The following is a 24150-nucleotide window of genomic DNA, read 5'->3' on the forward strand; positions in this document are numbered from 1 at the left end:
CAGGCCCCTTCGGGAAACACCGCGGAACCGGCTTTGCCGGGCCGCAGGTGTTGCCCCCGGAAGGGGGTTGGCGAAGCGACACGAAGTGCGCGAAGCCTGGGGGAGAGTCATGATTCAAGCCAGACGTTCTCGGCGAAGTTGTAGCCCATGAGGCCGCCCAGCGGAATCGGCGACAGCCCCTTGAGCTTGGCGCTGTGCCCGTCGATGCTCGCGAGGAACAGCGGAATGCCGATGCCCGCGTCCTGGTGGATCATGGTCTGCATGTCGGCGTACATCTGCTTGCGCTTGGCCAGGTCGGTCTCGGCGCGCGCGGCCAGCAGCAGCTGGTCGAATTTGTCGCTCTTCCAGCGCGACTCGTTCCAGGCAGCGCCCGACTGGAAGAACTGCGTGAGCAGCACGTCCGCACTCGGGCGCGGGTTGACGTTGCCGAAGCCCACCTGGCTGTTGAGCCAGTGGTTCGACCAGTAGCCGTCCGCCGGCATGCGCTTGATGTCGATCTCCAGGCCGGCGCGCTGGGCGGTCTGCTGCAGCAGCAAGGACATTTCCACCGAGTACAGCGCGGCGGGCGAGGCCACCATCGACACCTTGCCGGTGACACCCGATTTCTGCAGGTGGAACCTGGCCTTGTCGAGGTCGAAGGGGCGCTGCGGCAGGCCGGCGAAGTGGAAGCGGTTGGTCGGGTCGATCGGCTGGTCGTTGCCGACCACCGCGTAGTCGAGCGCGATGGTCTTCTTCATCTGTTCGCGGTCGAACAGGTGCTTCATGCCGAGCACGAAATCGGGGTTGGCGCCGGGGCCCACGTCCTTGCGCATCACCAGGTCGGAGTACTGGCCCGACTGGGTCACGAAGATGCCGAAGCCGGGCGTGCCCTTGACGCGCTCCACCGAGCGCGGATTGACCGAGGCCACCAGGTCCATGCCGCCCGACAGCAGCGCATTGACGCGCGCGCTCTCGTCGCCGATGCCGACGAACTCGATCTCGTCGAGGTACGGCTTGCCGGGCTTCCAGTAGGCCTCGTTGCGCACCACCAGCGAGCGGATGCCGGGCTTGAACTCCTTGAGCTTGTAGGGGCCGGTGCCGATGCCGGCGTTGAAGTCGGTGGTGCCGTCCTTGACGATCTGGAAGTGGAAGGTGCCCAGGATCACCGGCAGGTCGGCGTTGGGCGCGCTCAGCACGATCGTCACTTCATTCGCGCCCGTGGCCTTCACGCTCTCGATCTGGTCGGCCAGCACCTTGGCCTTGGAGGCGACGGCGGGCTCCTTGTGGCGCATCACCGAGAAGACCACGTCGGCGGGCGCGAGCGCCTTGCCGTCGTGGAAGGCGACACCCTTGCGCAGCGTGAACACCCAGGTCTTCGCGTCCTTCGTGGTGAAGGATTCGGCCAGCGCGGGCTGCGGCGCGAGGCTGCCGTCCAGCGAAGTCAGGCCGTTGTAGAGCATGTTGCAGCGCGAGTAGTCGGTCTGGTTCGACTGCTTGGCGGGGTCGAGCGTGTCGGTCGCGGCGGCCGTGGCGCCCGCCACCCGGATGCGGCCGCCGCGCCGCGGCGTCTGCGCGTGCGCCGACACCGCCATGCCCGCGAGGCTGCCGGCCAGCGTGGCCTGCATGCCGCCGGCCATCAGCATCGCCAGGATGTCGCGCCGGGAGGCGCCGCGCTTGAGCGATGCCATGACAGGAAGGCTTTCATCGGGGCCGACGAGGTTTTCGAAGCTCTTGTTGCTGCTGTCGCTCATGGTGGGTGCTCCTGGGAGGCCGTGGGTGGAAGAAAAAAGCGGAAACGAAAGAAAGAAGGGGCGAAGGCAAGCCTCAGGCCAGCCTGTCCTTGAGCCGGTAGTAGAGGCCCACCGCCGGAAGGAACCACGGCGGGCCGAAGTGGCCGGGAATGGCGGGCCAGTTGCGGCCCTGCCACGGGTTGGCGCCCGCATCGCCGTTCATCACGGCGGCCATGCGATCGCCCATGTGCACCGACATCTGCGTGCCGTGGCCGCTGTAGCCCATGGCGTAGTAGAGGCCGTCGCGTTCGCCGGCGTGCGGCAGGCGGTCCTGCGTCATGTCGACCAGTCCGCCCCAGCAATAGTCGAGCCGCACCTCGCCGAGCTGCGGAAAGGTCTGGGCCAGCCCTGCGCGCAGGATCTCTCCGCTGGCGGCGTCCGACTGCGGGCTGGAGACCGCGAAGCGTGCGCGCCCGCCGAACACCAGCCGGTGGTCCGCCGTGAGCCGGAAGTAGTGGTGGATGTTCGCGATGGTCGTGTAGGTGCGCTGTCCCGCGAGCAGCGCATGCGCGCGCTCCGCGCCCAGCGGCTCGGTGACGACGATGAAGCTGCCGATCGGCACGATGCGCCGGCGCAGCCAGCCGAAGCTGCCGTACCCGCCATGGCGCGTCGCGCCCGTGGCCAGCAGCACCTGCTCGGCGGCGACCGTGCCGCGCGCTGTGTGCAGCCGGTGGGCGTGGCCCTGGCCCACCCGTTCGATGCGGCGCACCTCGGTGCCGGTGTGGATCTGCGCGCCGCAGCGCTGCGCTGCCGTCGCCAGCCCGTGCGCGAAGCGGCCCATGTGCATCTGGCCGCTGCGCCTGTAGAGCAGGCCGCCGTGGAAGCGATCGCTCTGCACTTCGGCGCGCACGCGTGCCGCGTCCAGGATCTCGATGTCGCTGTCCACGCCATCGTCGAGCAGGCGCCGCGCGCTGTGCGCGAGCGCGCTCATCTGGTTCGCCCGCGTGGCGAGCTTGAGCTTGCCGTGGCGCATGAAGTCGCAGTCGATGGCTTCCTCGCGCACCAGCCGCGCCACGGTGTCGACCGCGGCGTCGTACGCGTGGTACCAGCCGCGTGCGCGTTCGACGCCCACCTTGGCGGCCACATCGGCGTAGTCGACCGCCAGCCCGTTGTTGACGTGCCCGCCGTTGCGCCCCGACGCTTCGGCCGCCACCCGCGCGCCGGCTTCGAGCACCGCGACACGCGCGCCCCGCCTGGCCAGCGCCAGCGCCGCCGACAGGCCGGTGAAGCCGCCGCCGACGATGGCGACGTCGACCTGCGCCGGCAGCTCTCGCGCTTCGGGCACGAAGGCAGGTGCCGAATCGGTCCAGTAAGAGTCGAGCTTCATGGCTGGGGGCTGGTGCGGTGGAGAAGAAAGATCAGAGACCCACGACGCCGGGCAGGCCGCCGATGTCCTTGATTTCCGTGTAGCGGTACGCCGGATTGCCGGGCCCGTGGCCGCGGTTGACGAACACCTTGTTGACGATGCCCAGGTCGTCCGCCGACATCAGGTCGTAGCGCAGGCTGGACGAGACGTGCAGCACGTCTTCAGGGTTGCAGCCCAGCGAGTCGAGCATGTACTCGAAGGCCGTCAGGCGCGGCTTGTAGGCCTGGGCCTGCTGCGCGGTGTAGACGCGGTGGAAGGGCGCGCCCAGCGTCGCGACGTTCTTCTGGATCTGGTCGTCCGATGCGTTCGACAGGATCACCAGCGGAATTTCCTTGGCCACCTTGGCCAGGCCGGCGGGCACGTCGTCGTGCGGGCCCCAGGTGGGCACCGCGTCGTAGATTTTCTGCGCGTCGATGTCGAAGTACTGGATCTTCCATTTGCGGCACAGGCGTCGCACAGCGTTCTTCAGCACCACCTCGTAGGGCTGCCAGGCGCCCAGCACCTCGTCGAAGCGGTAGGCCGCGAAGTCGGCGATGAACTGCGCCATGCGCTCGGCCGGAACGCGGTCGGCAAAGAGCTCGTGGGACATCTCCGCCATGCGGAAGCGGGTCAGCGTTCCGTAGCAGTCGAAAGTCACGTACTTGGGTTTGAAGGTCATGGTCTCTGGTCCTGTGTGTCGTTAGTTCGTCGGCCTGTTGGAACCGGTCGCTGGCCACTTCTTCAGACGGCAATTGCGACAAGCAAATTACGGATTGATTGCAGCACGCAGTAAGGCAGCAGTTGTACGGAAATACGTTGCCCGCCGCGATGAAGCTGCGGTTTGGAGGGCCGGCGACGGCATGCCATGCGGTCTGCCCTGCGCAGGTGCGGCGTGCACCTCGGTGCGCCGCCGATGCACGGCGATGCGGCCGGCATCGGCCGGGAAGATTTGTCGCGTCTGGAAGGCTTGCATGGGCGTGTGATCGGTGGGACTGCGCAAGGGCGGCGGTCCATGCTAGGCAGGTTGGCGCAGCATTTGTATGCGTACAGCGGCGCCCCACCGCAGCGAATTGCAAAACCCGGGCGCTGGGCAGCCGAAGCTTGCAAGTTGCGTCGCGGATCGCTTCCGGTCTGGCAACGCGCGCCGATGTCGTCCAAGATGGAAGGGAAATCCCTTTGCTGCGAGACCCTTCAATGCCCGACCAGACCCCGAATGCACCCGCCGGCGACGGCGTGGTGCTCAGACCGATGACCCCCTCCGACCTGCCGTCCGCGCAGGCGCTGACCGACCAGTTGCGCTGGCCGCACCGGCTGGCGGACTGGGAGCAGGTGTTCGCGCATGCGCAGGGCGTGGTGGCCGAGCGTGACGGCGAGATCGTCGGTTGCGCGCTGCGCTGGCTCTGGGGCGAGCGCCACGCAAGCCTGGGCCTCGTGGTCGTGACGCCGGCCTGCCAGGGCCGCCGCATCGGGCATCGCCTGATGAGCGCGGTGCTCGACGGCCTGGAAGAGCGCACGGTGCTGCTGCACGCCACCGCCGAGGGGCGCGGCCTCTACGAGCGCCTGGGCTTCGTGCGCACGGGCGAACTGCGGCAGCACCAGGGCATCGCGCAGCCCGCGCCGCTGGTGGCCCTGCAGCCCGGCTGGCGACTGCGGCCCGCCGGTGTCCACGAGGCGGCCGCGTTGCAGGCCCTGGACGCCGCAGCGCGCGGCATGCCGCGCGATGCACTGATCAAGGATCTGCTCGCCAGCGCCGACGCCTGCGTGGTGCTCGACCAGGACAACGAACCGCGCGGCTTCGCGATGCTGCGCCGCTTCGGGCGCGGTCATTCGATAGGGCCGGTGGTCGCGCCCGATCTCGATGGCGCCAAGGCGCTGATCGCGCACCTCGCCAGCGTGAATGCCGGGCACTTCACGCGCATCGACATCGACTTCGACAGCGGGCTGGCCGAATGCCTGGAGAGCATCGGGCTGCTGCGCGTGGATGCGCCCACGACGATGGTGCGTGGTGCGCCTCTCGTGACGCCGCCCGGCGGGCCCTCGCTCTTCGCCGTCGTGACCCAGGCCGTGGGATGAGCGCGTGCTGTTCAGGGCGCGAGCGCGCCGACCGGGTACCAGCCTGAGCTGATCTCCTCATGAAAACCACCTTCCTCTACAAATCCGACCCGGCAAGAGGCCGCCTGTGGGCCGACGTGTTCCGCCGACGCGCGCCCGACATCGACTTCCGCATCTGGCCCGACATCGGCGATCCGGCGCAGGTGCGCTTTCTCGCGGCGTGGGAGCCGCCGGACGACCTGGCGACGCGCTTCCCCGATCTGCAGGTGCTGTTTTCTTCGGGCGCGGGCGTCGACCAGTTCGACTTCGCCTCGCTGCCGCCTGCGCTGCCCGTGGTGCGCATGGTCGAGCCCGGCATCGTGCGCGGCATGGTCGAGTACGTGACGCATGCGGTGCTCGGCCTGCACCGTGACATGCCGCAATACCGGCGCCAGCAGCAGGAGGGCCTCTGGAAGCCGCTGACGGTGCGCCCTGCGAGCGAACGCCGCATCGGCGTGCTCGGGCTGGGCTCGCTCGGGCAGGCCGTGCTGGCACAGCTCGTTGCGCTGGGCTTCGATTGCGCGGGCTGGAGCCGTTCACGGCATGCCGTCGATGGCGTGCAATGCCATGCCGGCGCGGACGAACTGCCGGCATTCCTCGCGCGCACCGACATCCTCGTGTGCCTGTTGCCGCTGACCGATTCGACGCGCGGTTTTCTCGATGCGCGGCTGTTCTCGTTGCTGCCACCGGGCGCCGGACTGGTGCATGCGGGGCGCGGGCCGCAACTCGTGGATGCCGACCTCCTGGGCGCACTCGCCAGCGGACGGATCGGCGATGCAGTGCTCGACGTGACCGATCCCGAGCCGCTGCCGCCGGAGCACGACTTCTGGCGCCATCCGCGCATCCAGCTCACGCCCCACATCGCGAGCATGACGCAGCCATTGAGCGCGGCGGAAGTGGTGCTCGACAACCTCGCGCGCTTCGAGGCAGGCAAGCCGATGGTCGGGCTGGTCGACCGCGCGCGCGGGTACTGAGCGGAGGAATCGCAGGCCGCCGCACGATCTGCTGCATGCCGCATGCACAACCGCAGGCTGCTGCGTGCGGCACCCCCAAAGCAGCACCACCTCGCAGGGCGTGCCGCCTAAGCTGAGGGCATCGAAAGCTTCCTCCGCTCTCGCTTATTCACAGCCCATGACGCACCCCACCGCACTGCCCCCACAAGCCGCGCTCGACGCCGTCGACCGCGCGCACCTCATCCACCCCGTCTCGCCCTGGCGCGTGCACGAGCAGCGCGGGCCCACCGTGCTGGCCTCGGGCCAGGGCGCCTGGCTCACCGACGGCAACGGCCACCAACTGCTCGACGCCTTCGCCGGCCTGTGGTGCGTGAACGTGGGCTACGGGCAGGAGAGCGTGGTGCAGGCCGCCACCGAGCAGATGCGCAAGCTGCCGTACGCGACCGCCTACTTCCACTTCAGCAGCGAGCCGGCCATCCGCCTGGCGCAGAAGCTGGTGCAGATCACGCCCGCGTCGCTGACCCGCGTGTACCTCACGCTGGGCGGCTCCGAGGCGGTCGATGCCGCGGTGCGCTTCATCGTGCAGTACTACAACGCGACCGACCGGCCGTCGAAGAAGCAGTTCATTTCGCTGGAGCGCGGCTACCACGGCTCGTCGTCCACCGGCGCAGGCCTCACGGCGCTGCCGGCCTTCCATCGCGGCTTCGACCTGCCGCTGCCCACGCAGCACTACATCGCGTCGCCCTATGCCTACCGCCACGCCGACGGCGCCGATCCGCAGGCACTGATTGCCTCGTCGGTCGCGGCGCTGCGCGCCAAGGTGGCCGAGCTGGGCGCGGACAACGTGGCGGCCTTCTTCTGCGAGCCCATCCAGGGCTCGGGCGGCGTCATCGTGCCGCCCAAGGGCTGGCTCAAGGCCATGCGCGAGGCCGCGCGCGAGCTGGACATCCTCTTCGTGGTCGACGAGGTAATCACCGGCTTCGGCCGCACCGGCCCCATGTTCGCCTGCGAGGCCGAAGGCGTGGAGCCCGACCTGATGACCATGGCCAAGGGCCTGACGGCCGGCTACGTGCCGATGGGCGCGACCATGATGTCCGAGAAGGTCTACGCCGGCATCGCCGACGGCGCGCCCGCGGGCGCATCCATCGGCCACGGCGCGACCTATTCGGCGCACCCGGTCGGCGCCGCCGTTGCGCTCGAGGTGCTGCGGCTCTACGAGGAAGGCGGCATCCTGGCCAACGGCCAGCGCGGCGCGGCGCACTTCGCGGCCGGGCTCGATGCGCTGCGCGCGCATCCATTGGTGGGCGACGCGCGCCACCGCGGCCTGCTGGGCGCGCTGGAGCTGGTGAGCGACAAGGCCAGCAAGCGCGGCTTCGACGCGGCGCTCGGGTTGTCCGACCGCATCTTTGCAGCCGGCTATCGCAACGGGCTGGTGTTCCGCTCCTTCGGCGATCACATCCTCGGCTTCGCGCCCGCGCTCACCTTCACGCAGGACGAGTTCGCGCAGCTGTTCGCGCGCCTGAAGAAGACGCTCGACGACGTGCTCGACGCGCCCGACGTCCGCGCTGCGCTGGCGACTTGAAAGGACTGCCCCGGCATCGCGCCGACGAAGCAGAATCGAGGCCTCTTTCGCATTTTTCAGGATTGCCATGTCTGAAGCTTTCAAGATCGACCGACTTGACCTGCGCATCCTGGCCCAGTTGCAGAAGAACGGGCGCATGACCAACGTCGACCTGGCCGACGCGGTCGGGTTGTCGCCCAGCCCCTGCCTGATCCGGGTGAAGCGACTGGAGCAGGCCGGCTACATCGCCGGCTACGGCGCGCACCTGCGGCTCGAAAAACTCGGCGACACGCTGACCGTGTTCACCGAGGTCACCCTGTCGGACCACCACCGCGAGGATTTCGTGCGCTTCGAGGCCGCGATCCGCGAGGTCGACGAGGTGCTCGAATGCCATCTGGTCAGTGGCGGCTACGACTACCTGCTGCGCTTCCTCACCCGTGGGGTGAACCACTACCAGGAAGTGATCGAGGGGCTGCTCGAACGCAACATCGGTATCGCGAAGTACTTCAGCTACATCGTCATCAAGTCGCCGTTCATCAAGACGCACTGTCCGATCGAACGGCTCTTTCCCCACGAGCGCTGACCGGCGCCTGAGCGATGCAGGCGACGGCCTAGGTGCTCAATGCCCGGCTTCGACCGCATCGGCCAGTTCGGCCAGCGTGTGGAAGTGGTAGTCGGGCACGGTGTGCTTCGACTCGATGGTGCCGCCCGAACCTTTCTGCGCATGACGGCGCTCGATCCAGCAGGTCGTGATGCCCAACTGCTTTGAAATGCCGATGTCGTGGTACTGGCTCTGTGCCACGTGCAGGTTGTCGGCCTGCCTGAAGCCCCAGGCGCCTTCGAAGCGGCCGCGTGCATAGGCGAAGTAGCGCGCATCGGGCTTCTCGCACAGCGCGTCGTCGCAGCTCAGCAGCATGTCGAAAGGCGAGCCCAGCGTCTTGTCGAAATGCGCCAGTGCCCAGGCCTGCGCATTGGTCATCGTCACCAGCTTGAAGCGCTTGCCGAGCCGCTTCAGCGCTTCCACCGCATCGGGGAAGGCCGGCCATTGCGAGACCGACTCGCGCAGGCCCTGGGCAATGGCGTCGTCATCGGGCAGGCCCAGCGCGGGGGCAACGGCGTGCCAGCAGCGCGCCAGGTCGTCGGGATACCAGCCGGCGTTGCCGTCGGCGCGTGCGCGCCGGTAGGCGGCGAGGAAGTCGTCGTCGCTCACCCGGGCATCGGGCGCCACGCTGCGCAGATAGGCGAGCATGCCGCCCTCGAAATCGATCAGCGTGCCGACGACGTCGAAGGTGAGGACCTTGAAATCTTTCAGGGACATGGAACAGCTCCAGGAAGGAAGTGGGATGGCTTCGTCGAGCATAGGTCCGCCACCGGGAGCACGGTCCTGAACTGGGGTTGCGCCGCGGCACAGGATGTCGTTGTCGGCGGCCCTCCAGCATCTTCTTGCGCGAAGGGCGAATGGCCCGGCGGCCTGCCGCCTCGGGGCAGTCGCAATCAACCGGCCTCGGGATCGCGATGCAGCCCGTTCCGACGATTTCCAGGCCCATGATGTCCGAGTCACCGAAGTTGGCGCGCCCGTAGGCCCCCTTGCGATGCGACATGTCGGCGCGGTTGACGCCGATCGAGGCATTGGCCACCATCAGGTCATGGGGCCGAACCTGCGGGCGGGCAATCTCGCGGGTCGTGAGCACTTCGCGTCCGAGCGGCTGCCTGAGCACCCGGGCGTTGCTTACTTCGCGCCGGGCAGGTCCGGCGTGCCGCCCTGCTGTGCGGGCTTGCGGTCGGGGTGGCGCGCTTCGCGCGATGCGACGCGCGTCTGGCCCGACTTGGCGGACTTGTCGCTGCCGATGCTGTCGTCCTCGGCCGTCTTGAGTTCGTCGCCGCCCACGGCCTTGACCTTGCCGGGCGTCCTCGCGTCCTTCTTCGCTTCGGCGCGCAGTTGCGGCTTGCTGTCGAGGATCGGCGAACGCGTGGACGATGCGTCGCCGCCGGCCTGGGCGTGGGCCAGGCCGGCAGTGGCTGCGAGTGCGAAGGCTGCGAGCGTGTAGATAGCTTTCATCTGGAGACCTCTGTGTGCTTGTCGGTGAATGGATGTGTGATGCGCTGTTCGCTCACCACGCCGTGATTCTTCAAGCGCGCGGCTTCGCATTCATTTCAGGCCAGGGGTCGCGGATTACGTGTGTAACTCAGCCGGCCGGTACCGTGCCTTGCGGCCGCAGCGGCGGGACCGCGGTCTCGCGCATCACCGCTTCCGTCGAGCGATAGCGTTCGGCCATGGCGCGCTCGGTCGGCGTGCTGAGCTGTGCCTGCATGTAGGCGCCGAGTGCGCGCGCGTGGTGCACGATGAAGCTGCCCGCCTCCCGGCGGCTTCGTTCGTAGGCCTTCAACGCGTCGGCAACATCCGCGTGGCTGTCGAGTGCGCGCACCAGCATGGCCGCATCGCTGCCGGCCTTGGTGACGCCCATGCCGCAGTGGGGCCTGGCGACGAATGCCGCGTCGCCCAGGAGCGCGACGCGCCCGAAGGCCAGGCGCTCGCTTTCCAGGTCGAAAATTGGCTGGAAGAAGAGGTTGTCGGTTTTCTCGACGACCTCGGCGAACTGCGGTGCGAGCACGTCCTGGGCGGCCTGTCTTGCCGCGGCCAGGACCTCGGGGCGAATCAAGGGCGGCGGAATGCCGTCGGGCCACGTCTTGCCGGACGCGTCGGTCAGCATCTCGCGCAGCGTGGTGGCCTGGTCGGCGGGCCGGTACCAGACGAAGTTGTAGCGACGTTTGCCCGGCGCCACGCTGTTGCCGTGTCCCGCGACCGGGTAGGCGATCATCTGTTCGCGTGGCGGCAGGCCGAAGGCGAAGAACGGGAAGAGTTCCTCCAGCGTGCGGGGCGAGAGGCTGGCTTCTTCGACCAGGCCGCGCCACGCCACGTAGCCCGCGTACTGCGGCATCGCCTGCGGCAGCAGGACCTTGCGAACCGTGGAGCGCAGGCCGTCGGCGGCCACCAGCAGATCGCCGCGCTCGACCTTGCCGTCGGAGAACACGACGCGCACGCCCTGCGCATCCTGCTCGAACGACACCAGCTGCTTGTCGTTGTGGTAGCGCTCCGACGGAAAGGCCCGGCGCAGCACCTGGTAGAGGCGCCCCCAGGCAGTGAGCGTCTGCGGCAGCGGCCTGGAATCTTCGCGCGTGCCGTCGCGCGCAAGCGTGATCCGCTCGCGCACCTCGACGCCGATGCCGTCCGCGACGTCGACACCGGCCGCCGTCAGTACCTCCATGAGCTCCGGATGCGTCACGACGCCCGCACCGCGGCTTTCGAGATCATCGGCCACGCGTTCGTACACATGCACATCCCAGCCGCTGCGCAGCAGCAGGTTGGCCGCGAACAGCCCGCCGAGCGATCCGCCGATGACCAGGGCCTTGCGAGCCGGTGCAGACGACGCGCTCATGCCGCAGCTCCCGGCGCAGTGCCCGCGGCGAGCGCCCGCGCCTCTTCCGCAGCGAAGTTCAGTTCGATCGTCACGCCTGACGGGTCTTCCACGAACACCTGGTGCAGCCCCAGGCTGGGAACGGTGCGCTCGCGAAACGCCAGGCCGGCGTCGCGCAGACGCTGGTGCACATCCGGGAGATCGCTGGCCAGGAATGCCAGGTGGTCGACAGCGGCACTGCCATGCAGCGATGCCTGCGCCTTGTCGCCGAGGTAGGCGATCAGGCCTTCGGGCGAACTGGCATCGATGCCGATGATGTGCACCACACCGAACTGCGCCTCGTCGCCCCCTTTGTAGAGCCACAGCCCCGGAAAGTCGAAGGGCGGGCGAAACCCTTCCTGCAGGCCGAGCACGTCGACATAGAAGCGGCGCGACGCGTCGAGATTTGTCGTGCGAACCGAATAGTGCGCGAGGGTCTGGATGGTCATTGTGTCCTTTGGGCAATGAAGACGAATGGGGAAAAAAGAAGAGAACCGCGCGCCTCAGCCCGCGGAGATGAGCGCTGCCAGGCGTTCGGCCGTGAGCGGGAGGTCGCGGGCACGCAGGCCCAGCGCGTGGGCCACCGCATTGGCCACCGAAGCGGCTGCCGGGCCGGCGGCCGCTTCGCCCACGCCAAGGCTCGGTTCGTGCGGTCTGTCGATGACATGCACGGCGAGTTCGGGGATCTCGTCGAAACCCAGGATCGGGTAGTGGTCCCAGTCGCAGGACGTGATGCCCGTGGCGTCCCACGTCACGCTTTCCTTGAGCGTCCAGCTCAGCGACTGGATGAGTCCGCCTTCGATCTGGTTGACGAGGCCGTCGGGGTTGATCGCCGCGCCCGCATCGACGGCGACCCAGGCCTTCTCGACCCGGATCTTTTCCTCGACGCTGACCTGCGTCACCACGGCGCAGTAGGCGGCGTGGTTCTTGTAGCGCCCCAGTGCGATGCCCAGGCCGCTGCCCGAGCCCGCCTCGTTGCGCTGCGACCATCCGGCCATGTCGGCCACTGCCTGTAGCACTTCCCTGGCGCGGGGATCGGCCAGATGGCGCAGCCTGAACGCGACGGGGTCCTCGTCGCGCAGCGCGGCCAGTTCGTCCATGAAGCACTCGATCGCGAACAGGTTGGCGTAGGAGCCGAGCGAGCGCAGCGCGGAGACCCGCACGGGCGAATCCGCAATGAAGTGATGGTCGACCTGCTGGTGCGGCAGGTCGTAGATGGCGATCGCGTTGCGGTGGCCGCCGCCCATCGGCAGCGGCATGTCGCGCGGCACGGAAGGGTGTTGTGGCGGCTCGAGCGCCCAGGCGCCCAGGAGGTTGACGCCTTCTCCCCAGCCGGGACGGTTCATGTGGGTGTGGCTCCAGATGGCCATCTCCCAGCGCTCGATGCGCCCCGTGTCGTCCAGGCCCGCCTGCAGCCGCACCGCGCTCGCCGAGCCGAAAGGTGCCACGGACATCTCGTCTTCCCGCATCCACTGGACTCTCACCGGCAGGCCGGTGCGCGTGGCGATGAAGGCCGCGTCGAAGGCCACGTCGTCGGCGCCGTTGTGTCCATAGCAGCCCGCGCCCGGCGCATGGATGACTTCGACCGTGCCGGCGTCGCGCCCCAGCGCGCGGGCGATCTGGCCGCGCAGCGGAAAGACGCCCTGCGTGTGCGACCAGACGCGCAGCACGTCGCCGCGCGGGTCGGCCACCGCGCACGACGGGCCGATCGACGCATGGGCCAGATACGGCCGCGAATAGGTGGCGGTGTGGGTTGGGCGGGAGGCGGCAGGCGAACCCTCTTCATGCACCCGTTGCGCGTGGCTGGGCATGTGCTGCAGCAGCGACACGGTGTCCTCGCTGGCGTGCGGCAGCGGCGCATCGGTGAATTCGAGCAGCTTTCTGGCCTTGGGCAACGCACGGACCAGCGCGCCTTCATGGGGTCCCACCAGGGCCAGGAAATCGCCGCAGCGCACCACCTGCGCGACACCGTCGAGCGCCCGGAGCTGCGCCAACGGCAGCGACTTCAGGCGTTGGGCGGGATGCCGTCCGCGCAGCATGCGCGCATGCTGCATGCCCGGAATCACGAGGTCCTGCAGATAGGCCGCGCCGGTGAGCTTGGCGGCGAAATCCAGCCGCGGCAGCGACCGCCCGGCGTAGGGCGTCTCTGTGCGGCGATGAGCCGGCGGCGGCGCCAGGATGCCCACGTCCAGGCTGACGCCATCGCTGAGGGCCCAGTAGCTCGTCTGTAGTCCGCCGCCCGCATCGCGAAAGCATCCGGCGTCGGCATGGACCTGCGCGGGCGCGACGTTCCAGCGTCTTGCAGCCTCTGCGCGGAACAGGGCAAAGGCGTGCGCGCAGGCCCAGCGCACGGCGGCCCCGCCGTACTGCACCGACAGGCTGCCGGCCGTGTAGCCCTCGTCGGGCGACAGTTGGGTGTCGCCTGCCACCAGCGTGACCTGCGCCGGTGCCAGGCCCAGCGCGTCGCAGGCGATCTGGACCAGGGCCGTCGCGATGCCCTGGCCCAGTTCGACCTTGCCCGTGAACACGGTGAGCTGTTGTCCCGGACCCACCCGCACCCACTGGTTCAGCAGCGGGTGCGCCTGGATGGCGGGTGGCGGGGTCTCTCCGGGGCTCATGCCGAGGCCTCCTCACGCAGGCGGGCGGCCGCGGCCTCGATGGCCCGCAGGATCCGCGCATGCGCGCCGCAGCGGCAAAGATGGCGGTGCAGCGTGTCCTGCAGCTGCGCCGGCGTGGGCGAGGTGGTGCGGTGAAGCAGTGCCGTGACCGACATCATGATGCCGTTGATGCAGTAGCCGCACTGGGCCGCCTGCAATTCCAGGAATGCGTCGAGCACCACGGCGCCGACCGGGTCGCCGGCCAGCTGTTCGGGGGTCGAGAGCGAGCGTCCGGCCACGCCCCACATCGGCATGTCGCACGACTGCACGGCCCGCCCGTCCATCAACACCGTGCAGGCCCCGCAGTTGCCGGCGCCGCAGCCGAAGCGAACGCCCTTGCAGTCCAGGTCGTTGCGCAGCACGTAGAGGAGCAGGTCGTTGTCGCCGGCCTGCACGCGGTGGCTCACGCCGTTCACTTGGAGTTCGATGGAAGGGGTCATGGGTGGACTCGAGCGTTGGAAGGAGCGGGCATGCGTCACGCCGCAGGCATCGCCGGCGGCTTGCGCAAGCCGGCCGCGCGCCGGTAGGGCGGCGGATAGAAGGGTTCGACACCCAGCGTCTCCGCCGCGCGCCATACCCAGCGCGGGTCGGCCAGGAAGGGGCGTGCCAGGGCGACCTGGTCGGCCTGGCCCTGCGCGATGATCGCGGCGGCCTGGGCGGGCTCGGCGATGCCGCCGACCGCCCGCGTGACGATCCCGGTGCGCTTGCGCACCTCGTGGGCCAGCCCGACCTGGAAGCCCGGGCCGAACGGAATGCGCGCGCCCGGCACCACGAAGCCGCTGGAGACGCACACGTAGCCGAAGCCGATGGCCTGCAGCGACTGCGCGAGGCGCACGGCATCGTCGATGCCGAGCCCGCCCGCATCCCAGTCCGTGCCGGTGATGCGCGCGCCGAGCACGCGGCCCGCCGGGGCAAGACCGCGCAGCCGCTGTGCGATGCGCAGCGCCAGGCGGTCACGACCCGCCTGATCGGCGCCCCACGCGTCGCTGCGGCGGTTGGACAGCGGCGACTGGAACTGGTGCAGCAGGTAGCCGTGGGCACAGTGGAGCTCGATGACGTCGAAGCCCAGCCGCACGGCCCGCCGCGCGGCGTCGACATAGGCCTCGACGAGGCGGTCGATGCCCGCCTCGTCGAGCGCCTGCGGCGTGTCCCATCCTTCGGCGAAGGGCACGGCGGATGGTGCGACGCACTGCCACGGGAGCGCCTGCGAGGTCGTCGGCCGCAGCGGCCCGCCGCCTTCCCACGGCGCATGGGCCGAGCCCTTGCGGCCCGCATGCCCGAGCTGGATGCCGAAGCGCGTGCCCGGCGCCGACACGGCGCGTGCCGCATCCAGCACCCGGCCCAACGCCGCTTCGGCCTCGTCGCTGTACAGGCCGAGGCAGCCGTGGGTGATGCGCCCGCGCGCTTCGACCGCCGTGGCCTCGACCATGACCAGGCCGGCGCCCGACATGGCGAGCTGCATCAGGTGCTGCAGATGCCAGGTGTTCGCCATGCCGTCGATGGCCGAGTACTGGCACATCGGCGAGACGACGATGCGGTTGGGGAAATGCACATCGCCGATGCGCAGCGCTTCGAACAGAGGGGACATGGGGGTGTGCTCCGCGGGGTGCTCAACGCACCGGCGTGATGTTCAGCAGCTTCACCGCATTCAGCCCTTCGATGCGGGCGACCTCGTCGGCACTCAGGTCCTTCACCTGCGCGATGAGTTCGCGCGGATGGTCCTCGCCCATGTCGTAGGGGTAGTCGGTGCCCATGAGGACGCGGTCGGCGCCGAAGGTGTCGACCAGGTGCCGCAGCATCTCGGGGTCGAAGACCATGGTGTCGACGTAGAAGGTCTTGAGGTAGCTCGAAGGCGCCCGGTCGATCACCGTGCGGCAGTCGGGGCGCGCGCGCCATGCATGGTCCATGCGCGCCCAGTAGTGCGCCACGTAGCCGCCGCCGTGCGCCGCGATGAACTTGATGTTCGGATAGCGGGCCACCACCCCGTCGAAGATCAGATGGCTCACGGCCACCGTGGTGTCCAGTGGGTTGCCGATGACGTTGTTGAAGTAGTGGTTGGTCAGCCGCGCACCGTCGGAGTACCCGACGGGGTGCAGGAACAGCACGGCGCCGAGCTGGTCGGCGCGCGCGAAGAAGGGTTCCAGGCCGAGCGACGCGTCCGTGAGGTTGCGTCCGTTCACGTTGGTGTTGATCTCGATGCCGCGCAGGCCGAGGGTGCCGACGGCGTGGTCCAGTTCCTGGATCGCGAGCTCGGCATTCTGCAGGGGCACCGAGCCGAGGCCGACGAAGCGCTCGGGCGTGGCGGCCACCAGCGCGGCAATGCCTTCGTTCACCTGGCGGGCCAGTCTGGCGCCGCGCTCGGGCGGCGCAAAGTAGAAGTAGTGGAACGGTGCCGGGCTGACCGCCTGGATGTCGATGCCCATGCGGTCCATGTCTTCGAGCCGCTGGTCGATGCCCGTGAGCTTGGGGGCGCGGTCGCGCATCTGTGCGACGTTCGTCTGCCGTGTCAGCTCGTTGGCGTAGATCACGCTGGGGTCGTGCGCGCCGACGTCGAGGTCCGCGCTGGCCTTCACCACGTCGGGGTTGAGGTAGTGGCAATGGACATCGACCACCGGGTTGCGCTGGCCGCGCGCGGGCGTGGAGGCACTGGCCGCGCGCGGCGCGGAGAGCGCCGACGCGCGACGCCTCGGCGCGTTGGTGGCACCGTGCGCATGGGTCGGGTCGGTGCAATGGGGCGAACAGGTGTAGAGCATGGGGGTGTTCCGTGGATAGCGAAGAAAGAGGTGTGAGAAATTCAGAACACGCCGAGGTGGCGCGTGGCCAGCGTCGGCTCGGCCCGCACCGCCTCGGCCGTGCCGGCATGCACGACTCGGCCGGTGTTGAGCACGACCACGTCGTCGGCGACGTCGAGCGCCAGGTGGAAGTTCTGCTCCACCAGCACGATGGAGAGCCGGTCGGCTTTCAGCATCTTGATGGCCTGCGCCACCTCCGCGACGATCATGGGCGCCAGCCCTTCGGAGGGCTCGTCGAGCAGGAGCACGCGGGGGTTGCCCATCAGCGCGCGGCCGATCGCGAGCATCTGCTGCTCGCCGCCCGACAGGGTGCCCGCCCGCTGGCGCGAGCGCTCCCGCAGGCGGGCGAAGGTGGCGTATACACGCTCGAGCGTCCAGGCCTGCGCGCACGGCGTGGCGCGCGGGGCGGCCTGTTGCGCAACCTGCAGGTTCTCGAGCACCGTGAGGCTCGGAAAGATCCGCCGCCCCTGGGGCACCAGCCGCATGCCGGCGCGCGCGATGCCTTCGGGCGACATGCGCTCCACGGCCATGCTGCCGAGCCGTATGGTCCCGGCCCGCGGCGACAGCAGCCCCGCAAAGGCGTTCAGCGACGTGCTCTTGCCGGCGCCGTTGCGCCCCAGCAGCGCCAGCACCCGGCCTTCGCCCAGCGACAGGGACAGCCCGTGCACCACCTGGCTCTGCCCGTAGCACACGTCGAGCTTGTTCACGTGCAATGCTTCAGTGACCAAGATAGATCTCCTTGGTTCTCGGATGGTTCACGACCGTCTGGCGGTCCCCTTCGACGATCACCTGCCCGTAGTGCAGCACAGTGATCTGTTCGGCGAACTCGAGCGCGACATCCATGTCGTGCTCGATCATCAGGATGGCGGTCTCGCGCGACACCTTCGCGATGAGCCGTTGCACCACGGTGCGCTCGTCCTGCGACAGGCCCGCCAGCGGCTCGTCGAGCAGCAGCAGGCGCGGGCGCTGCGCCAGGCCCAGGGCGAGCTCGACCCGGCGCTGCTCGCCGTACGACACGTCGCATGCCCGCTGCAGCGCCTTGGCCCCGAGGCCCACGCCTTCGAGCAGTTCGACCGCGTGGTCATGCAGGTCGGTGCGCTTCGACAGGTCGACGGCCGCGTTGTGCCGCAGTGCCATCGGTGCCAGCAAGCCCAGCACCACGTTGTGCGCGAGCGTGTCCCTGGGGAACAGCGTGATGATCTGGTAGGTGCGCGACAGCCCGCAACGTGCGCGCGCGGGCACCGGCAGGCGTGTCACGTCGGTCCCGAAGATGCGGATCGAGCCCGCGTCGGGCCGGATCTCGCCGGCGATCAACCCGAACAGCGTGGTCTTGCCCGCGCCGTTGGGTCCGATGATCAGCCGCCGCTCGCCCGGCTGCATGGTCAGCGAGACGTTCTGGGTCACGGCAATGCCGCCGAAGGACTTCTTCAGTCCCCGGACTTCGAGCGCGGCGGTCATGCGCGGTCTCCCTTGGCTCGGGCAAACAGCGCGCGCACCCCGGGCACGATGCCGTGCGGCATCACCAGCACGATGAAGACGAACACCGCGCCCAGCAGCATGTTCCAGCGCTCGACATAGCCCGAGGCATAGTTCTTCAGCAGCACGACCAGCAGCGCCCCGATGGCCGGTCCGGCCAGCGTGCCCGCGCCGCCCGCGATCACGCTGAGCAGCACCTCCGCCGAGGCGGTGACCGACAGCACGCTGGGATGCACGTACTTGTGGAAGTAGACGTACAGCAGGCCGGCCACCGCGCCCAGGAAGCTGGCTCCCACGAAGGCGCACCAGCGGATCGCCCAGACGTTGTAGCCGAGCGAGCTCATGCGCCGCGCCTGGTCCCGCGTGCCGCGCAGCGACGCGCCGAAGGGAGAGTCGACCAGGCGTGCGACCACCACCAGCACCAGGGCCGTGATCAGGAGAACGAACCAGTAGTAGGCGTTGCTGTTCTCCATGTCGATGCCCAACGGCATGGGCCGCGTGAGGCCGGACAGTCCGTTGTCGCCGTTGGTGACGGCGGTCCACCGGTAGGCCACGCCCCAGACGACCTGCGACAGCGCCAGTGTCAGCATCAGGAAACTCAGGCCCGAGGCGCGCAGCGCGATCCAGCCGAACACGCCGCCGATGGCGGTGGTGGCCAGCAGCGTGAGCGGTGCCGCCATGGCGTGCCCGAGGCCGAGGTGCAGCGCCAGCCAGCCGGCGATGTACGCCGACAGGCCGAGGTAGGCCGCATGACCCAGCGAGGTCAGGCCGGCATAGCCGACCAGCAGGTTGAGGCTGGTGGCGAAGATCACGGCGATCAGGATCTGGCTGCCGAGGTTGACGTAGTACTCGCCGAGCACCGCCGGCAGCAGCGCCAGCAGTGCCAGCAGCAGGAGACATGCCAGCTTCTTCATGCGCGTGCACTCCCCAGCAGGCAGGCAGGGCGGAAGGCCAGCACGACGATCATCGGCAGGAAGAGGATCACATACGCCAGGTCGGGAACCAGCGCGGTGCCGAAGGTGTAGATGAACCCGATGATGAAGCTCGCGATGAAGGTGCCCACGAGGCTGCCGACGCCGCCCAGGATGACGACGATCAACGCCAGCGGCAGCATGTCCGCGTCCAGGCCCGGATAGGCCGAGAGCATCGGTCCGCCCACGGCCCCGCCCAGGCCGGCGAGCGCCGCGCCGAGGCAGAACACGCTCGTGAAGAGCGCCGAGGCCCGGATGCCCACGGCGCGCGCCATCGGCATGTCGTCGACGCCGGCGCGGATGCGCGCGCCCAGCCGGGTGCGCTCGAGCAGCAGGAACAGCACGGCCGCCGCCACGACCGCGACGACGATGACCGCCAGCCGGTAGCTTGGAAAGCTGAAGCCGAGGACACTGGCGGGCCCTGCCAGCAGGGAGGGCGGCGCGACCGGTATCGGGTCGCCGCCCCACAGCACCAGGCACAGGTCCGCCGCAATGAACGACAGCCCCAGCGTGGCGAGCACCTGCGCCTGCGAATTGCCGGTCAGGCGTCGCAGCACCAGCCGCTCGATGAGGCCGCCGATGGCCGCGGTGGCGAGCGCCGCGGCCACCACCGCGGCGGCGAATCCCCAGCCTGCGCGCGCCACCTGGGCCGCGACGTAGGCGCCCATCATGAACAGTGCGCCGTGGGTGAGATTGGCGATGCGCATCAATCCGAAGATGAGCGCGAAGCCCGACGAGAGCAACAGCAGCAGGCCGCCGAGGGCTAGGCTGTTGAGTGTTTGGGTCAACCAGAATTGCATGGTTCTGCCGGTACGCTGGGGTGCTTCGGCGCGCTCAGCCGACCAGATTGCGCGCAGGCGGCCAGTCGCGCGAATAGACCGGTTCGGCCAGGAACTTCTTCGGGTCGTAGGTCCAGAACTGGCTCACGTTGTCGTAGGTATCGACGATGCTGTTGACCAGCCGGCCTTCCTTGCGCTCGACCTTTCGCACATAGACGTTGCCCACCACGTTGCCGTAGCTGTCGAACTTCACCGGGCCGCGTGCCGTCATCGCCTGGGTCTGCTGCAGCGACGCGCGCAGCTGCTCCTTGTCGAAGGCCTTGCCCTTCATGGGCGCCAGTGCCGCATCGAGCACCGAGGCGCTGACGTGTGTGCAGGCCGCATAGAAACCGGGGTCGTAGCTGTAGGCCTTGCGGAAAGACGCGACGAACGCAGCGTTGACCGGGTTGGCGAGTTCGGCCGAGTACCAGTTCACCGTGACGATGCCCAGTGCTTCGTCGCCCATGTTGCGAAGCACGGCCTCGTCGAGTGCGGTCATGCCGCCGACCAGCGCGAGCTTGCCCCGCAGGCCGTACTCGTTGAACTGGCGGATGAAGCGAAACCCGTTGGAGCCGGCGAAGCCGAGGAACACCGCGTCGGCCTCGCGGCTGAGCTGCGCGAGGAAGGTGCCGTAGTCGGGCGCGGTCAGGGGCGGGAAGAGCTTCTGCACGACCTTGCCGCCCGCCTCCTCGAAGACCCGCTGAAAACCCGCGGTCATTTCGTGTCCGTACGCGATGTCGTCCGCCACGAGCACCATGCGCTTGTATTTGAGCTTCTTCGCGCAGTAGTCGGCCAGCGGATGGGCGCATTGCGCCGACGTCGAGCTTGCGCGAAACAGCCAGGGGCTGGCCTTGCGCTGCGTCATGTCTTCGGCCGCGGCCACCGGGAACACCGGGATCTTCCGGGCGCGCATGTAGTCGTCGGTGGCCAGCGCCTCGAACGCGGCCAGCGGGCCCATCAACACCTGCGCGCGTTCGCGCTCGACGAGTTCCTGTGTCTTGGTGCGTGCCGTCGACGGCACGCCGCCGGTGTCGGCGACGATCAGCTCGACCTTGCGCCCGCCCAGCATCTGCCCGTTGGCGGCGAGGTAGGCCTGCAGCCCGCGCTCCATGTCGAGGCCGCCCGAGGCGAACGGGCCGGTCTTGGCCGTCAGCAGCCCCAGGCGCAAGGGTTCGGCTGCGCCCTGGGCGCGCGCCAGCACGGGCAGGCCGAGCGTGGCGCCGGCAGTGGCGGCGGTGGCGATGAAGCGCCTGCGGTCGATGGTCATGGTGTCTCCGATCTGTGGGGGTGGAACTCGTCCTGCGTCGATCGTCAGTGTCTTGTTAATGATCGATTGATCAATAGTATTCGCTGAAAGGCACTGCGGCAAGACCGAATCGAGGCCGGAGAGGACGGGTTTTCCCGGATCGGCGGTGCGTGGCCCGCGCTTCCTTGGTGATCGGTCGATAGCTTGCGACGCGTGGCTGTGCCCAGGGCGCGGAGCCTCGGCGTGCACGGATGTGCCCGGATTCGGAGCGCGCTCGGATCAGACTCGAAAAGTCCGACATGCAGAGAAATATTGTCCTTTTCGGACGTCAAGGCGACATTGATCATTTGATCAACGCCGCGCTTCGGACAGGACCGGCGGACCTCGAATGCGAGCCTCGCTCGCCAACTTCCCGACGTTATTGGCTTACGAAATGACTGCTACTCTTTCCGCGTCCGTCCAGCGAAAGGTGATCCGGCGCATCGTCCCGATCCTGATGCTGATGTACACCATGGCCTACCTGGACCGCATCAACATCGGCACGGCCGCGCTGCGCATGAATGCGGAGCTGGGCATTTCCCAGCAGGTCTTCGGCCTGGCCGCCGGCCTGTTCTTCATCGGCTACCTGCTGCTGGAGATTCCCAGCAACATCATCCTGCACAGGATCGGCGCGCGCGTCTGGCTCACGCGGATCATGGTCACTTGGGGGCTGATCTCGGCCTGCACCGCCTTCGTGCAGAACGGCTGGCAACTCGTCGCGGTGCGCATGCTCCTGGGCTTCGCGGAGGCGGGACTTTTCCCGGGGCTGATCTATTGCCTGGCACTGTGGTTTCCGCCGAGCATGCGCGGGCGCATGCTCGTGATCCTGGTCCTGCCCTGGGCGGTGATCGTCGGCACGCCGATGTCGGCAGCCATCGTGCAGTACGCCGACGGCCTCATGGGCTTCTCGGGCTGGCGGATCATGCTGTTCGTCGAGGGTCTGCTGCCTGTGCTGCTGGGCTTTTACTCCGCCCGCTACCTGACCTCCAGGCCCGAAGATGCGGACTGGCTCACGGACGCGGAAAAGCGCGAGGTCATCGCGGCCAGGGAGTCTGATGGCGCCGCCGTGTCTGCGCATGCCGACAAGCCCTTGCCCGCAACGCTGCTGCAACCGCACCTCGTCCTGCTGTCGCTCGCCTATGCGACGGCGCAGATGGGCTTCTACGCAAGCCTGATCTTCACGCCGCAGATCGTGCAGGAATTCGGGCGCCTCTTCGGCACCACGCTGTCGACCGTGCAGGTCGGCTTGCTGTCCGCCATACCGAGCATCATCGGAATGACGCTGTACTGGTTCTGGGTCGCGCATTCCGACAAGACGAACGAACGCGTCTGGCACGCGATTGCCTCTTTCGTCACGGCCGCGGTGGGCATTGCCGTCCTTGTGAGCGTGCGCAATCTCTACGCGTCGATCCTCGGGCTGTCGCTGCTGACGGCCGGCCTGGTCAGCGGCCCGATCTGCATCTGGCAGCTGACCGCGATCGGTGTCAGGGGCAAGACGGCGGCCGTCGTCTTCGCCTACGTCAACTCCTTCGGCATCGTCGGCTCCATGTTCAGCCCGTACTTCATCGGCTACCTCAAGGACCGCACGGGTTCCTACGACGCGGGGCTGCTGTTCCTCGCCATCGCGGCACTGCTGGGCGCCGCGCTGGTTTTCGTCGCGAGTCGCGGGATGCGCCGCGCGGGGCTGCTGGGTGCCAGCGACCGGCGCGCCGCCGCGCGCATCGAGCGGGCCTGACATGCGAGCCCTCAGCGCGCCATGCGCAGGACGAGGGCCGCGAGTGCGGAGGCCGTGGCCAGGGCCGTGACCGCCATCCACCCGAAATGCGCGAACAGCACCGCCGCCAGCGCGGATCCGATGGCCATGCCGATGAACATGCCGGTGAACAGCACCGCGTTGAGCCGGCTCCGTGCGCCCGGATCGATGCCGTAGACGATCGACTGGTGAGCGATCAACACGGCCTGGATGCCGAGGTCGAAGCCGACGGTGCTCGCGACGAGCACCCAGAGCTGCGCACCCGGCGCCATGAACAACGACAGTCCCATGACCGCGAACGACCCGACGACCAGCGCTGCGCCCAGCCGGGTGACGAGTGCCGGACCGCGGCGGTCCGCGACGCGCCCTGCCACCGGTGCGATCAGCGCGCCGGCGGCACCCGCCAGGCCGAAAGCGCCCGCTGCTGCGGCGCCGAGGTTGAAGGGCGCCGCGTGCAGCATGACTGCCAAGGTCGACCAGAAGGCGCTGAACCCGACGGACAACAGGCCTTGCGACCAAGTCGCACGACGCAGTTCGGCATGCCGGTGCCACAGCGCGCCGAGCGAGCGCAGCAGCGCGAGGTACGACAGGTGCGTGGTCGCCTTGAAGCGCGGAAGCCGGTTCCAGGCGACCAGGCCGACCACGGCGATGCTCACGCCGGCCACCGCGAACATCGCGCGCCATCCCCAGTGCTCGGCGACGAACCCGCTGACCACGCGCGAGAGCAGGATGCCGGACAGCAGCCCTGTCATGACCGTGCCGACGACCTTGCCGCGATGCGTTTCCGGCGCGAGCGTGGCCGCTGCCGGGACGATGTCCTGCGCCATCGTGGCGGCCAGGCCGATCACCAGGCTGGCGACGAAGAGCGTGGAGATGGAAGGCGAGAGCGCGGCCATGAACAGCGCGGCGCAGAGCACGGCGGCCTTGATCAGGATGATGGTGCGCCTGTCGCGGCGGTCGCCCAGCGGCGCCAGCAGCAGGATGCCCATCGCGTAGCCGAACTGGGTGAGCGTCGGCAGCAGGCCCACGGCCTGCGTCGAGGCGCCGATGTCCGCGCCCAGCACGCCCAGCATGGGTTGGCTGTAGTAGAGCGACGCCACCGACAGGCCGGCGCCGGCCGCCAGCATCCAGGTGAGCGAGGGCGCGAGTCCTGCCGGTTCGGCCGGCCGGACCCCCGGAGCGGCCGATGCATGCACATCTTGAATGTGGGACATGGTGTTAACC

At 68.8% G+C, this 24150-nt stretch carries 22 protein-coding genes and 1 pseudogene; 5 read left to right on the forward strand and 18 right to left on the reverse strand.

Annotated features, from left to right (window positions below; all coding sequences use genetic code 11):
* Nucleotides 1-107: 107 nt before the first annotated feature.
* From WIX39_RS27555 to WIX39_RS27565, 3 genes are all read right to left on the reverse strand, one after another.
* Complete coding sequence (locus tag WIX39_RS27555) at nucleotides 108-1730, reverse strand: ABC transporter substrate-binding protein (RefSeq protein ID WP_409196431.1); 1623 nt, start codon at nucleotides 1728-1730, stop codon at nucleotides 108-110.
* A gap of 73 nt (nucleotides 1731-1803) precedes the next feature.
* Nucleotides 1804-3096, reverse strand: a complete 1293-nt coding sequence (locus WIX39_RS27560; protein WP_409196432.1) for an NAD(P)/FAD-dependent oxidoreductase — start codon at nucleotides 3094-3096, stop codon at nucleotides 1804-1806.
* A gap of 31 nt (nucleotides 3097-3127) precedes the next feature.
* Nucleotides 3128-3793, reverse strand: a complete 666-nt coding sequence (locus WIX39_RS27565) for a haloacid dehalogenase type II (protein WP_081270965.1) — start codon at nucleotides 3791-3793, stop codon at nucleotides 3128-3130.
* A gap of 515 nt (nucleotides 3794-4308) precedes the next feature.
* Between WIX39_RS27565 and WIX39_RS27570 the strand changes: the two genes are divergently transcribed.
* The 4 genes from WIX39_RS27570 (at nucleotide 4309) to WIX39_RS27585 (ending at nucleotide 8302) form a co-directional block, all read left to right on the forward strand.
* The gene (locus WIX39_RS27570; RefSeq protein WP_409196433.1) at nucleotides 4309-5187 is read left to right on the forward strand and encodes a GNAT family N-acetyltransferase; all 879 of its coding nucleotides are present in this window, start codon (nucleotides 4309-4311) and stop codon (nucleotides 5185-5187) included.
* 59 nt (nucleotides 5188-5246) lie between these two features.
* Nucleotides 5247-6179 carry a 2-hydroxyacid dehydrogenase gene (locus WIX39_RS27575; RefSeq protein WP_409196434.1) on the forward strand — a complete coding sequence of 311 codons (933 nt, stop codon included), beginning with the start codon at nucleotides 5247-5249 and terminating at the stop codon, nucleotides 6177-6179.
* Between the two features lie 157 nt (nucleotides 6180-6336).
* Nucleotides 6337-7740 (forward strand): aspartate aminotransferase family protein, encoded by a 1404-nt coding sequence (locus tag WIX39_RS27580; RefSeq protein ID WP_409196435.1) that lies wholly within the window; start codon nucleotides 6337-6339, stop codon nucleotides 7738-7740.
* Between the two features lie 67 nt (nucleotides 7741-7807).
* On the forward strand, nucleotides 7808-8302 hold the full coding sequence (locus WIX39_RS27585; protein WP_007828485.1) for an Lrp/AsnC family transcriptional regulator: 495 nt from the start codon (nucleotides 7808-7810) through the stop codon (nucleotides 8300-8302).
* Between the two features lie 36 nt (nucleotides 8303-8338).
* Here the strand turns inward: WIX39_RS27585 and WIX39_RS27590 are convergent, their stop codons facing one another.
* The 14 genes and pseudogenes from WIX39_RS27590 to WIX39_RS27655 all read right to left on the reverse strand — a co-directional run bounded on the left by WIX39_RS27590 (nucleotide 8339) and on the right by WIX39_RS27655 (nucleotide 21155).
* Nucleotides 8339-9037: an HAD-IA family hydrolase gene (locus WIX39_RS27590; RefSeq protein ID WP_409196436.1), complete on the reverse strand. Its 699-nt coding sequence runs from the start codon at nucleotides 9035-9037 to the stop codon at nucleotides 8339-8341.
* 205 nt (nucleotides 9038-9242) lie between these two features.
* Nucleotides 9243-9437 (reverse strand): annotated as a pseudogene (locus WIX39_RS27595) (NAD(P)H-quinone oxidoreductase); the annotation flags it as partial.
* An 11-nt stretch (nucleotides 9438-9448) separates the two neighbouring features.
* Nucleotides 9449-9778: a hypothetical protein gene (locus WIX39_RS27600; RefSeq protein ID WP_081270952.1), complete on the reverse strand. Its 330-nt coding sequence runs from the start codon at nucleotides 9776-9778 to the stop codon at nucleotides 9449-9451.
* Between the two features lie 127 nt (nucleotides 9779-9905).
* Nucleotides 9906-11156, reverse strand: coding sequence for an FAD binding domain-containing protein (locus tag WIX39_RS27605; RefSeq protein WP_409196437.1), 1251 nt, complete (start codon nucleotides 11154-11156; stop codon nucleotides 9906-9908).
* Nucleotides 11153-11623: a VOC family protein gene (locus WIX39_RS27610; RefSeq protein WP_081270950.1), complete on the reverse strand. Its 471-nt coding sequence runs from the start codon at nucleotides 11621-11623 to the stop codon at nucleotides 11153-11155. Before WIX39_RS27610 ends, WIX39_RS27605 begins: the two co-directional genes overlap by 4 nt.
* A gap of 54 nt (nucleotides 11624-11677) precedes the next feature.
* Complete coding sequence (locus tag WIX39_RS27615) at nucleotides 11678-13792, reverse strand: xanthine dehydrogenase family protein molybdopterin-binding subunit (protein WP_409196438.1); 2115 nt, start codon at nucleotides 13790-13792, stop codon at nucleotides 11678-11680.
* Nucleotides 13789-14271, reverse strand: a complete 483-nt coding sequence (locus tag WIX39_RS27620; protein ID WP_081270948.1) for a (2Fe-2S)-binding protein — start codon at nucleotides 14269-14271, stop codon at nucleotides 13789-13791. Before WIX39_RS27620 ends, WIX39_RS27615 begins: the two co-directional genes overlap by 4 nt.
* 35 nt (nucleotides 14272-14306) lie before the next feature.
* Nucleotides 14307-15419 carry an NADH:flavin oxidoreductase/NADH oxidase gene (locus tag WIX39_RS27625; protein ID WP_409196439.1) on the reverse strand — a complete coding sequence of 371 codons (1113 nt, stop codon included), beginning with the start codon at nucleotides 15417-15419 and terminating at the stop codon, nucleotides 14307-14309.
* Between the two features lie 22 nt (nucleotides 15420-15441).
* The gene (locus tag WIX39_RS27630) at nucleotides 15442-16584 is read right to left on the reverse strand and encodes an amidohydrolase family protein (RefSeq protein ID WP_409196440.1); all 1143 of its coding nucleotides are present in this window, start codon (nucleotides 16582-16584) and stop codon (nucleotides 15442-15444) included.
* Between the two features lie 41 nt (nucleotides 16585-16625).
* Nucleotides 16626-17351, reverse strand: coding sequence for an ABC transporter ATP-binding protein (locus tag WIX39_RS27635; RefSeq protein ID WP_409196441.1), 726 nt, complete (start codon nucleotides 17349-17351; stop codon nucleotides 16626-16628).
* Entirely contained in the window at nucleotides 17341-18081 is a 741-nt protein-coding gene (locus tag WIX39_RS27640) for an ABC transporter ATP-binding protein (protein ID WP_106937856.1), read from the reverse strand. The genes WIX39_RS27635 and WIX39_RS27640 overlap by 11 nt, the downstream gene beginning before the upstream one ends.
* Nucleotides 18078-19013 carry a branched-chain amino acid ABC transporter permease gene (locus WIX39_RS27645; protein ID WP_106937855.1) on the reverse strand — a complete coding sequence of 312 codons (936 nt, stop codon included), beginning with the start codon at nucleotides 19011-19013 and terminating at the stop codon, nucleotides 18078-18080. The genes WIX39_RS27640 and WIX39_RS27645 overlap by 4 nt, the downstream gene beginning before the upstream one ends.
* A complete protein-coding gene (locus tag WIX39_RS27650; protein ID WP_409196442.1) occupies nucleotides 19010-19870 on the reverse strand; it encodes a branched-chain amino acid ABC transporter permease in 861 nt (286 codons plus the stop codon). The genes WIX39_RS27645 and WIX39_RS27650 overlap by 4 nt, the downstream gene beginning before the upstream one ends.
* Before the next feature lie 34 nt (nucleotides 19871-19904).
* Nucleotides 19905-21155, reverse strand: coding sequence for an ABC transporter substrate-binding protein (locus WIX39_RS27655; protein ID WP_106937854.1), 1251 nt, complete (start codon nucleotides 21153-21155; stop codon nucleotides 19905-19907).
* A gap of 412 nt (nucleotides 21156-21567) precedes the next feature.
* Here WIX39_RS27655 and WIX39_RS27660 point away from each other — a divergent pair, with 412 nt between their 5' ends.
* Nucleotides 21568-22908, forward strand: a complete 1341-nt coding sequence (locus tag WIX39_RS27660; protein WP_285412502.1) for an MFS transporter — start codon at nucleotides 21568-21570, stop codon at nucleotides 22906-22908.
* A gap of 11 nt (nucleotides 22909-22919) precedes the next feature.
* Here the strand turns inward: WIX39_RS27660 and WIX39_RS27665 are convergent, their stop codons facing one another.
* Nucleotides 22920-24140 (reverse strand): MFS transporter, encoded by a 1221-nt coding sequence (locus tag WIX39_RS27665; RefSeq protein WP_081270939.1) that lies wholly within the window; start codon nucleotides 24138-24140, stop codon nucleotides 22920-22922.
* Between the last annotated feature and the right edge of the window lie 10 nt (nucleotides 24141-24150).

Origin of the sequence: Variovorax sp. AB1(2024), assembly GCF_037482385.2 — a bacterium.
GTDB lineage: Bacteria > Pseudomonadota > Gammaproteobacteria > Burkholderiales > Burkholderiaceae_C > Variovorax.

Bases quoted from the DNA above. Each gene is read 5' to 3' on its own strand.
- WIX39_RS27555 (WP_409196431.1), bottom strand. From the start codon at position 1,730: ATGAGCGACAGCAGCAACAAGAGCTTCGAAAACCTCGTCGGCCCCGAT.
- WIX39_RS27560 (WP_409196432.1), bottom strand. From the start codon at position 3,096: ATGAAGCTCGACTCTTACTGGACCGATTCGGCACCTGCCTTCGTGCCC.
- WIX39_RS27565 (WP_081270965.1), bottom strand. From the start codon at position 3,793: ATGACCTTCAAACCCAAGTACGTGACTTTCGACTGCTACGGAACGCTG.
- WIX39_RS27570 (WP_409196433.1), top strand. From the start codon at position 4,309: ATGCCCGACCAGACCCCGAATGCACCCGCCGGCGACGGCGTGGTGCTC.
- WIX39_RS27575 (WP_409196434.1), top strand. From the start codon at position 5,247: ATGAAAACCACCTTCCTCTACAAATCCGACCCGGCAAGAGGCCGCCTG.
- WIX39_RS27580 (WP_409196435.1), top strand. From the start codon at position 6,337: ATGACGCACCCCACCGCACTGCCCCCACAAGCCGCGCTCGACGCCGTC.
- WIX39_RS27585 (WP_007828485.1), top strand. From the start codon at position 7,808: ATGTCTGAAGCTTTCAAGATCGACCGACTTGACCTGCGCATCCTGGCC.
- WIX39_RS27590 (WP_409196436.1), bottom strand. From the start codon at position 9,037: ATGTCCCTGAAAGATTTCAAGGTCCTCACCTTCGACGTCGTCGGCACG.
- WIX39_RS27600 (WP_081270952.1), bottom strand. From the start codon at position 9,778: ATGAAAGCTATCTACACGCTCGCAGCCTTCGCACTCGCAGCCACTGCC.
- WIX39_RS27605 (WP_409196437.1), bottom strand. From the start codon at position 11,156: ATGAGCGCGTCGTCTGCACCGGCTCGCAAGGCCCTGGTCATCGGCGGA.
- WIX39_RS27610 (WP_081270950.1), bottom strand. From the start codon at position 11,623: ATGACCATCCAGACCCTCGCGCACTATTCGGTTCGCACGACAAATCTC.
- WIX39_RS27615 (WP_409196438.1), bottom strand. From the start codon at position 13,792: ATGAGCCCCGGAGAGACCCCGCCACCCGCCATCCAGGCGCACCCGCTG.
- WIX39_RS27620 (WP_081270948.1), bottom strand. From the start codon at position 14,271: ATGACCCCTTCCATCGAACTCCAAGTGAACGGCGTGAGCCACCGCGTG.
- WIX39_RS27625 (WP_409196439.1), bottom strand. From the start codon at position 15,419: ATGTCCCCTCTGTTCGAAGCGCTGCGCATCGGCGATGTGCATTTCCCC.
- WIX39_RS27630 (WP_409196440.1), bottom strand. From the start codon at position 16,584: ATGCTCTACACCTGTTCGCCCCATTGCACCGACCCGACCCATGCGCAC.
- WIX39_RS27640 (WP_106937856.1), bottom strand. From the start codon at position 18,081: ATGACCGCCGCGCTCGAAGTCCGGGGACTGAAGAAGTCCTTCGGCGGC.
- WIX39_RS27645 (WP_106937855.1), bottom strand. From the start codon at position 19,013: ATGAAGAAGCTGGCATGTCTCCTGCTGCTGGCACTGCTGGCGCTGCTG.
- WIX39_RS27650 (WP_409196442.1), bottom strand. From the start codon at position 19,870: ATGCAATTCTGGTTGACCCAAACACTCAACAGCCTAGCCCTCGGCGGC.
- WIX39_RS27655 (WP_106937854.1), bottom strand. From the start codon at position 21,155: ATGACCATCGACCGCAGGCGCTTCATCGCCACCGCCGCCACTGCCGGC.
- WIX39_RS27660 (WP_285412502.1), top strand. From the start codon at position 21,568: ATGACTGCTACTCTTTCCGCGTCCGTCCAGCGAAAGGTGATCCGGCGC.
- WIX39_RS27665 (WP_081270939.1), bottom strand. From the start codon at position 24,140: ATGTCCCACATTCAAGATGTGCATGCATCGGCCGCTCCGGGGGTCCGG.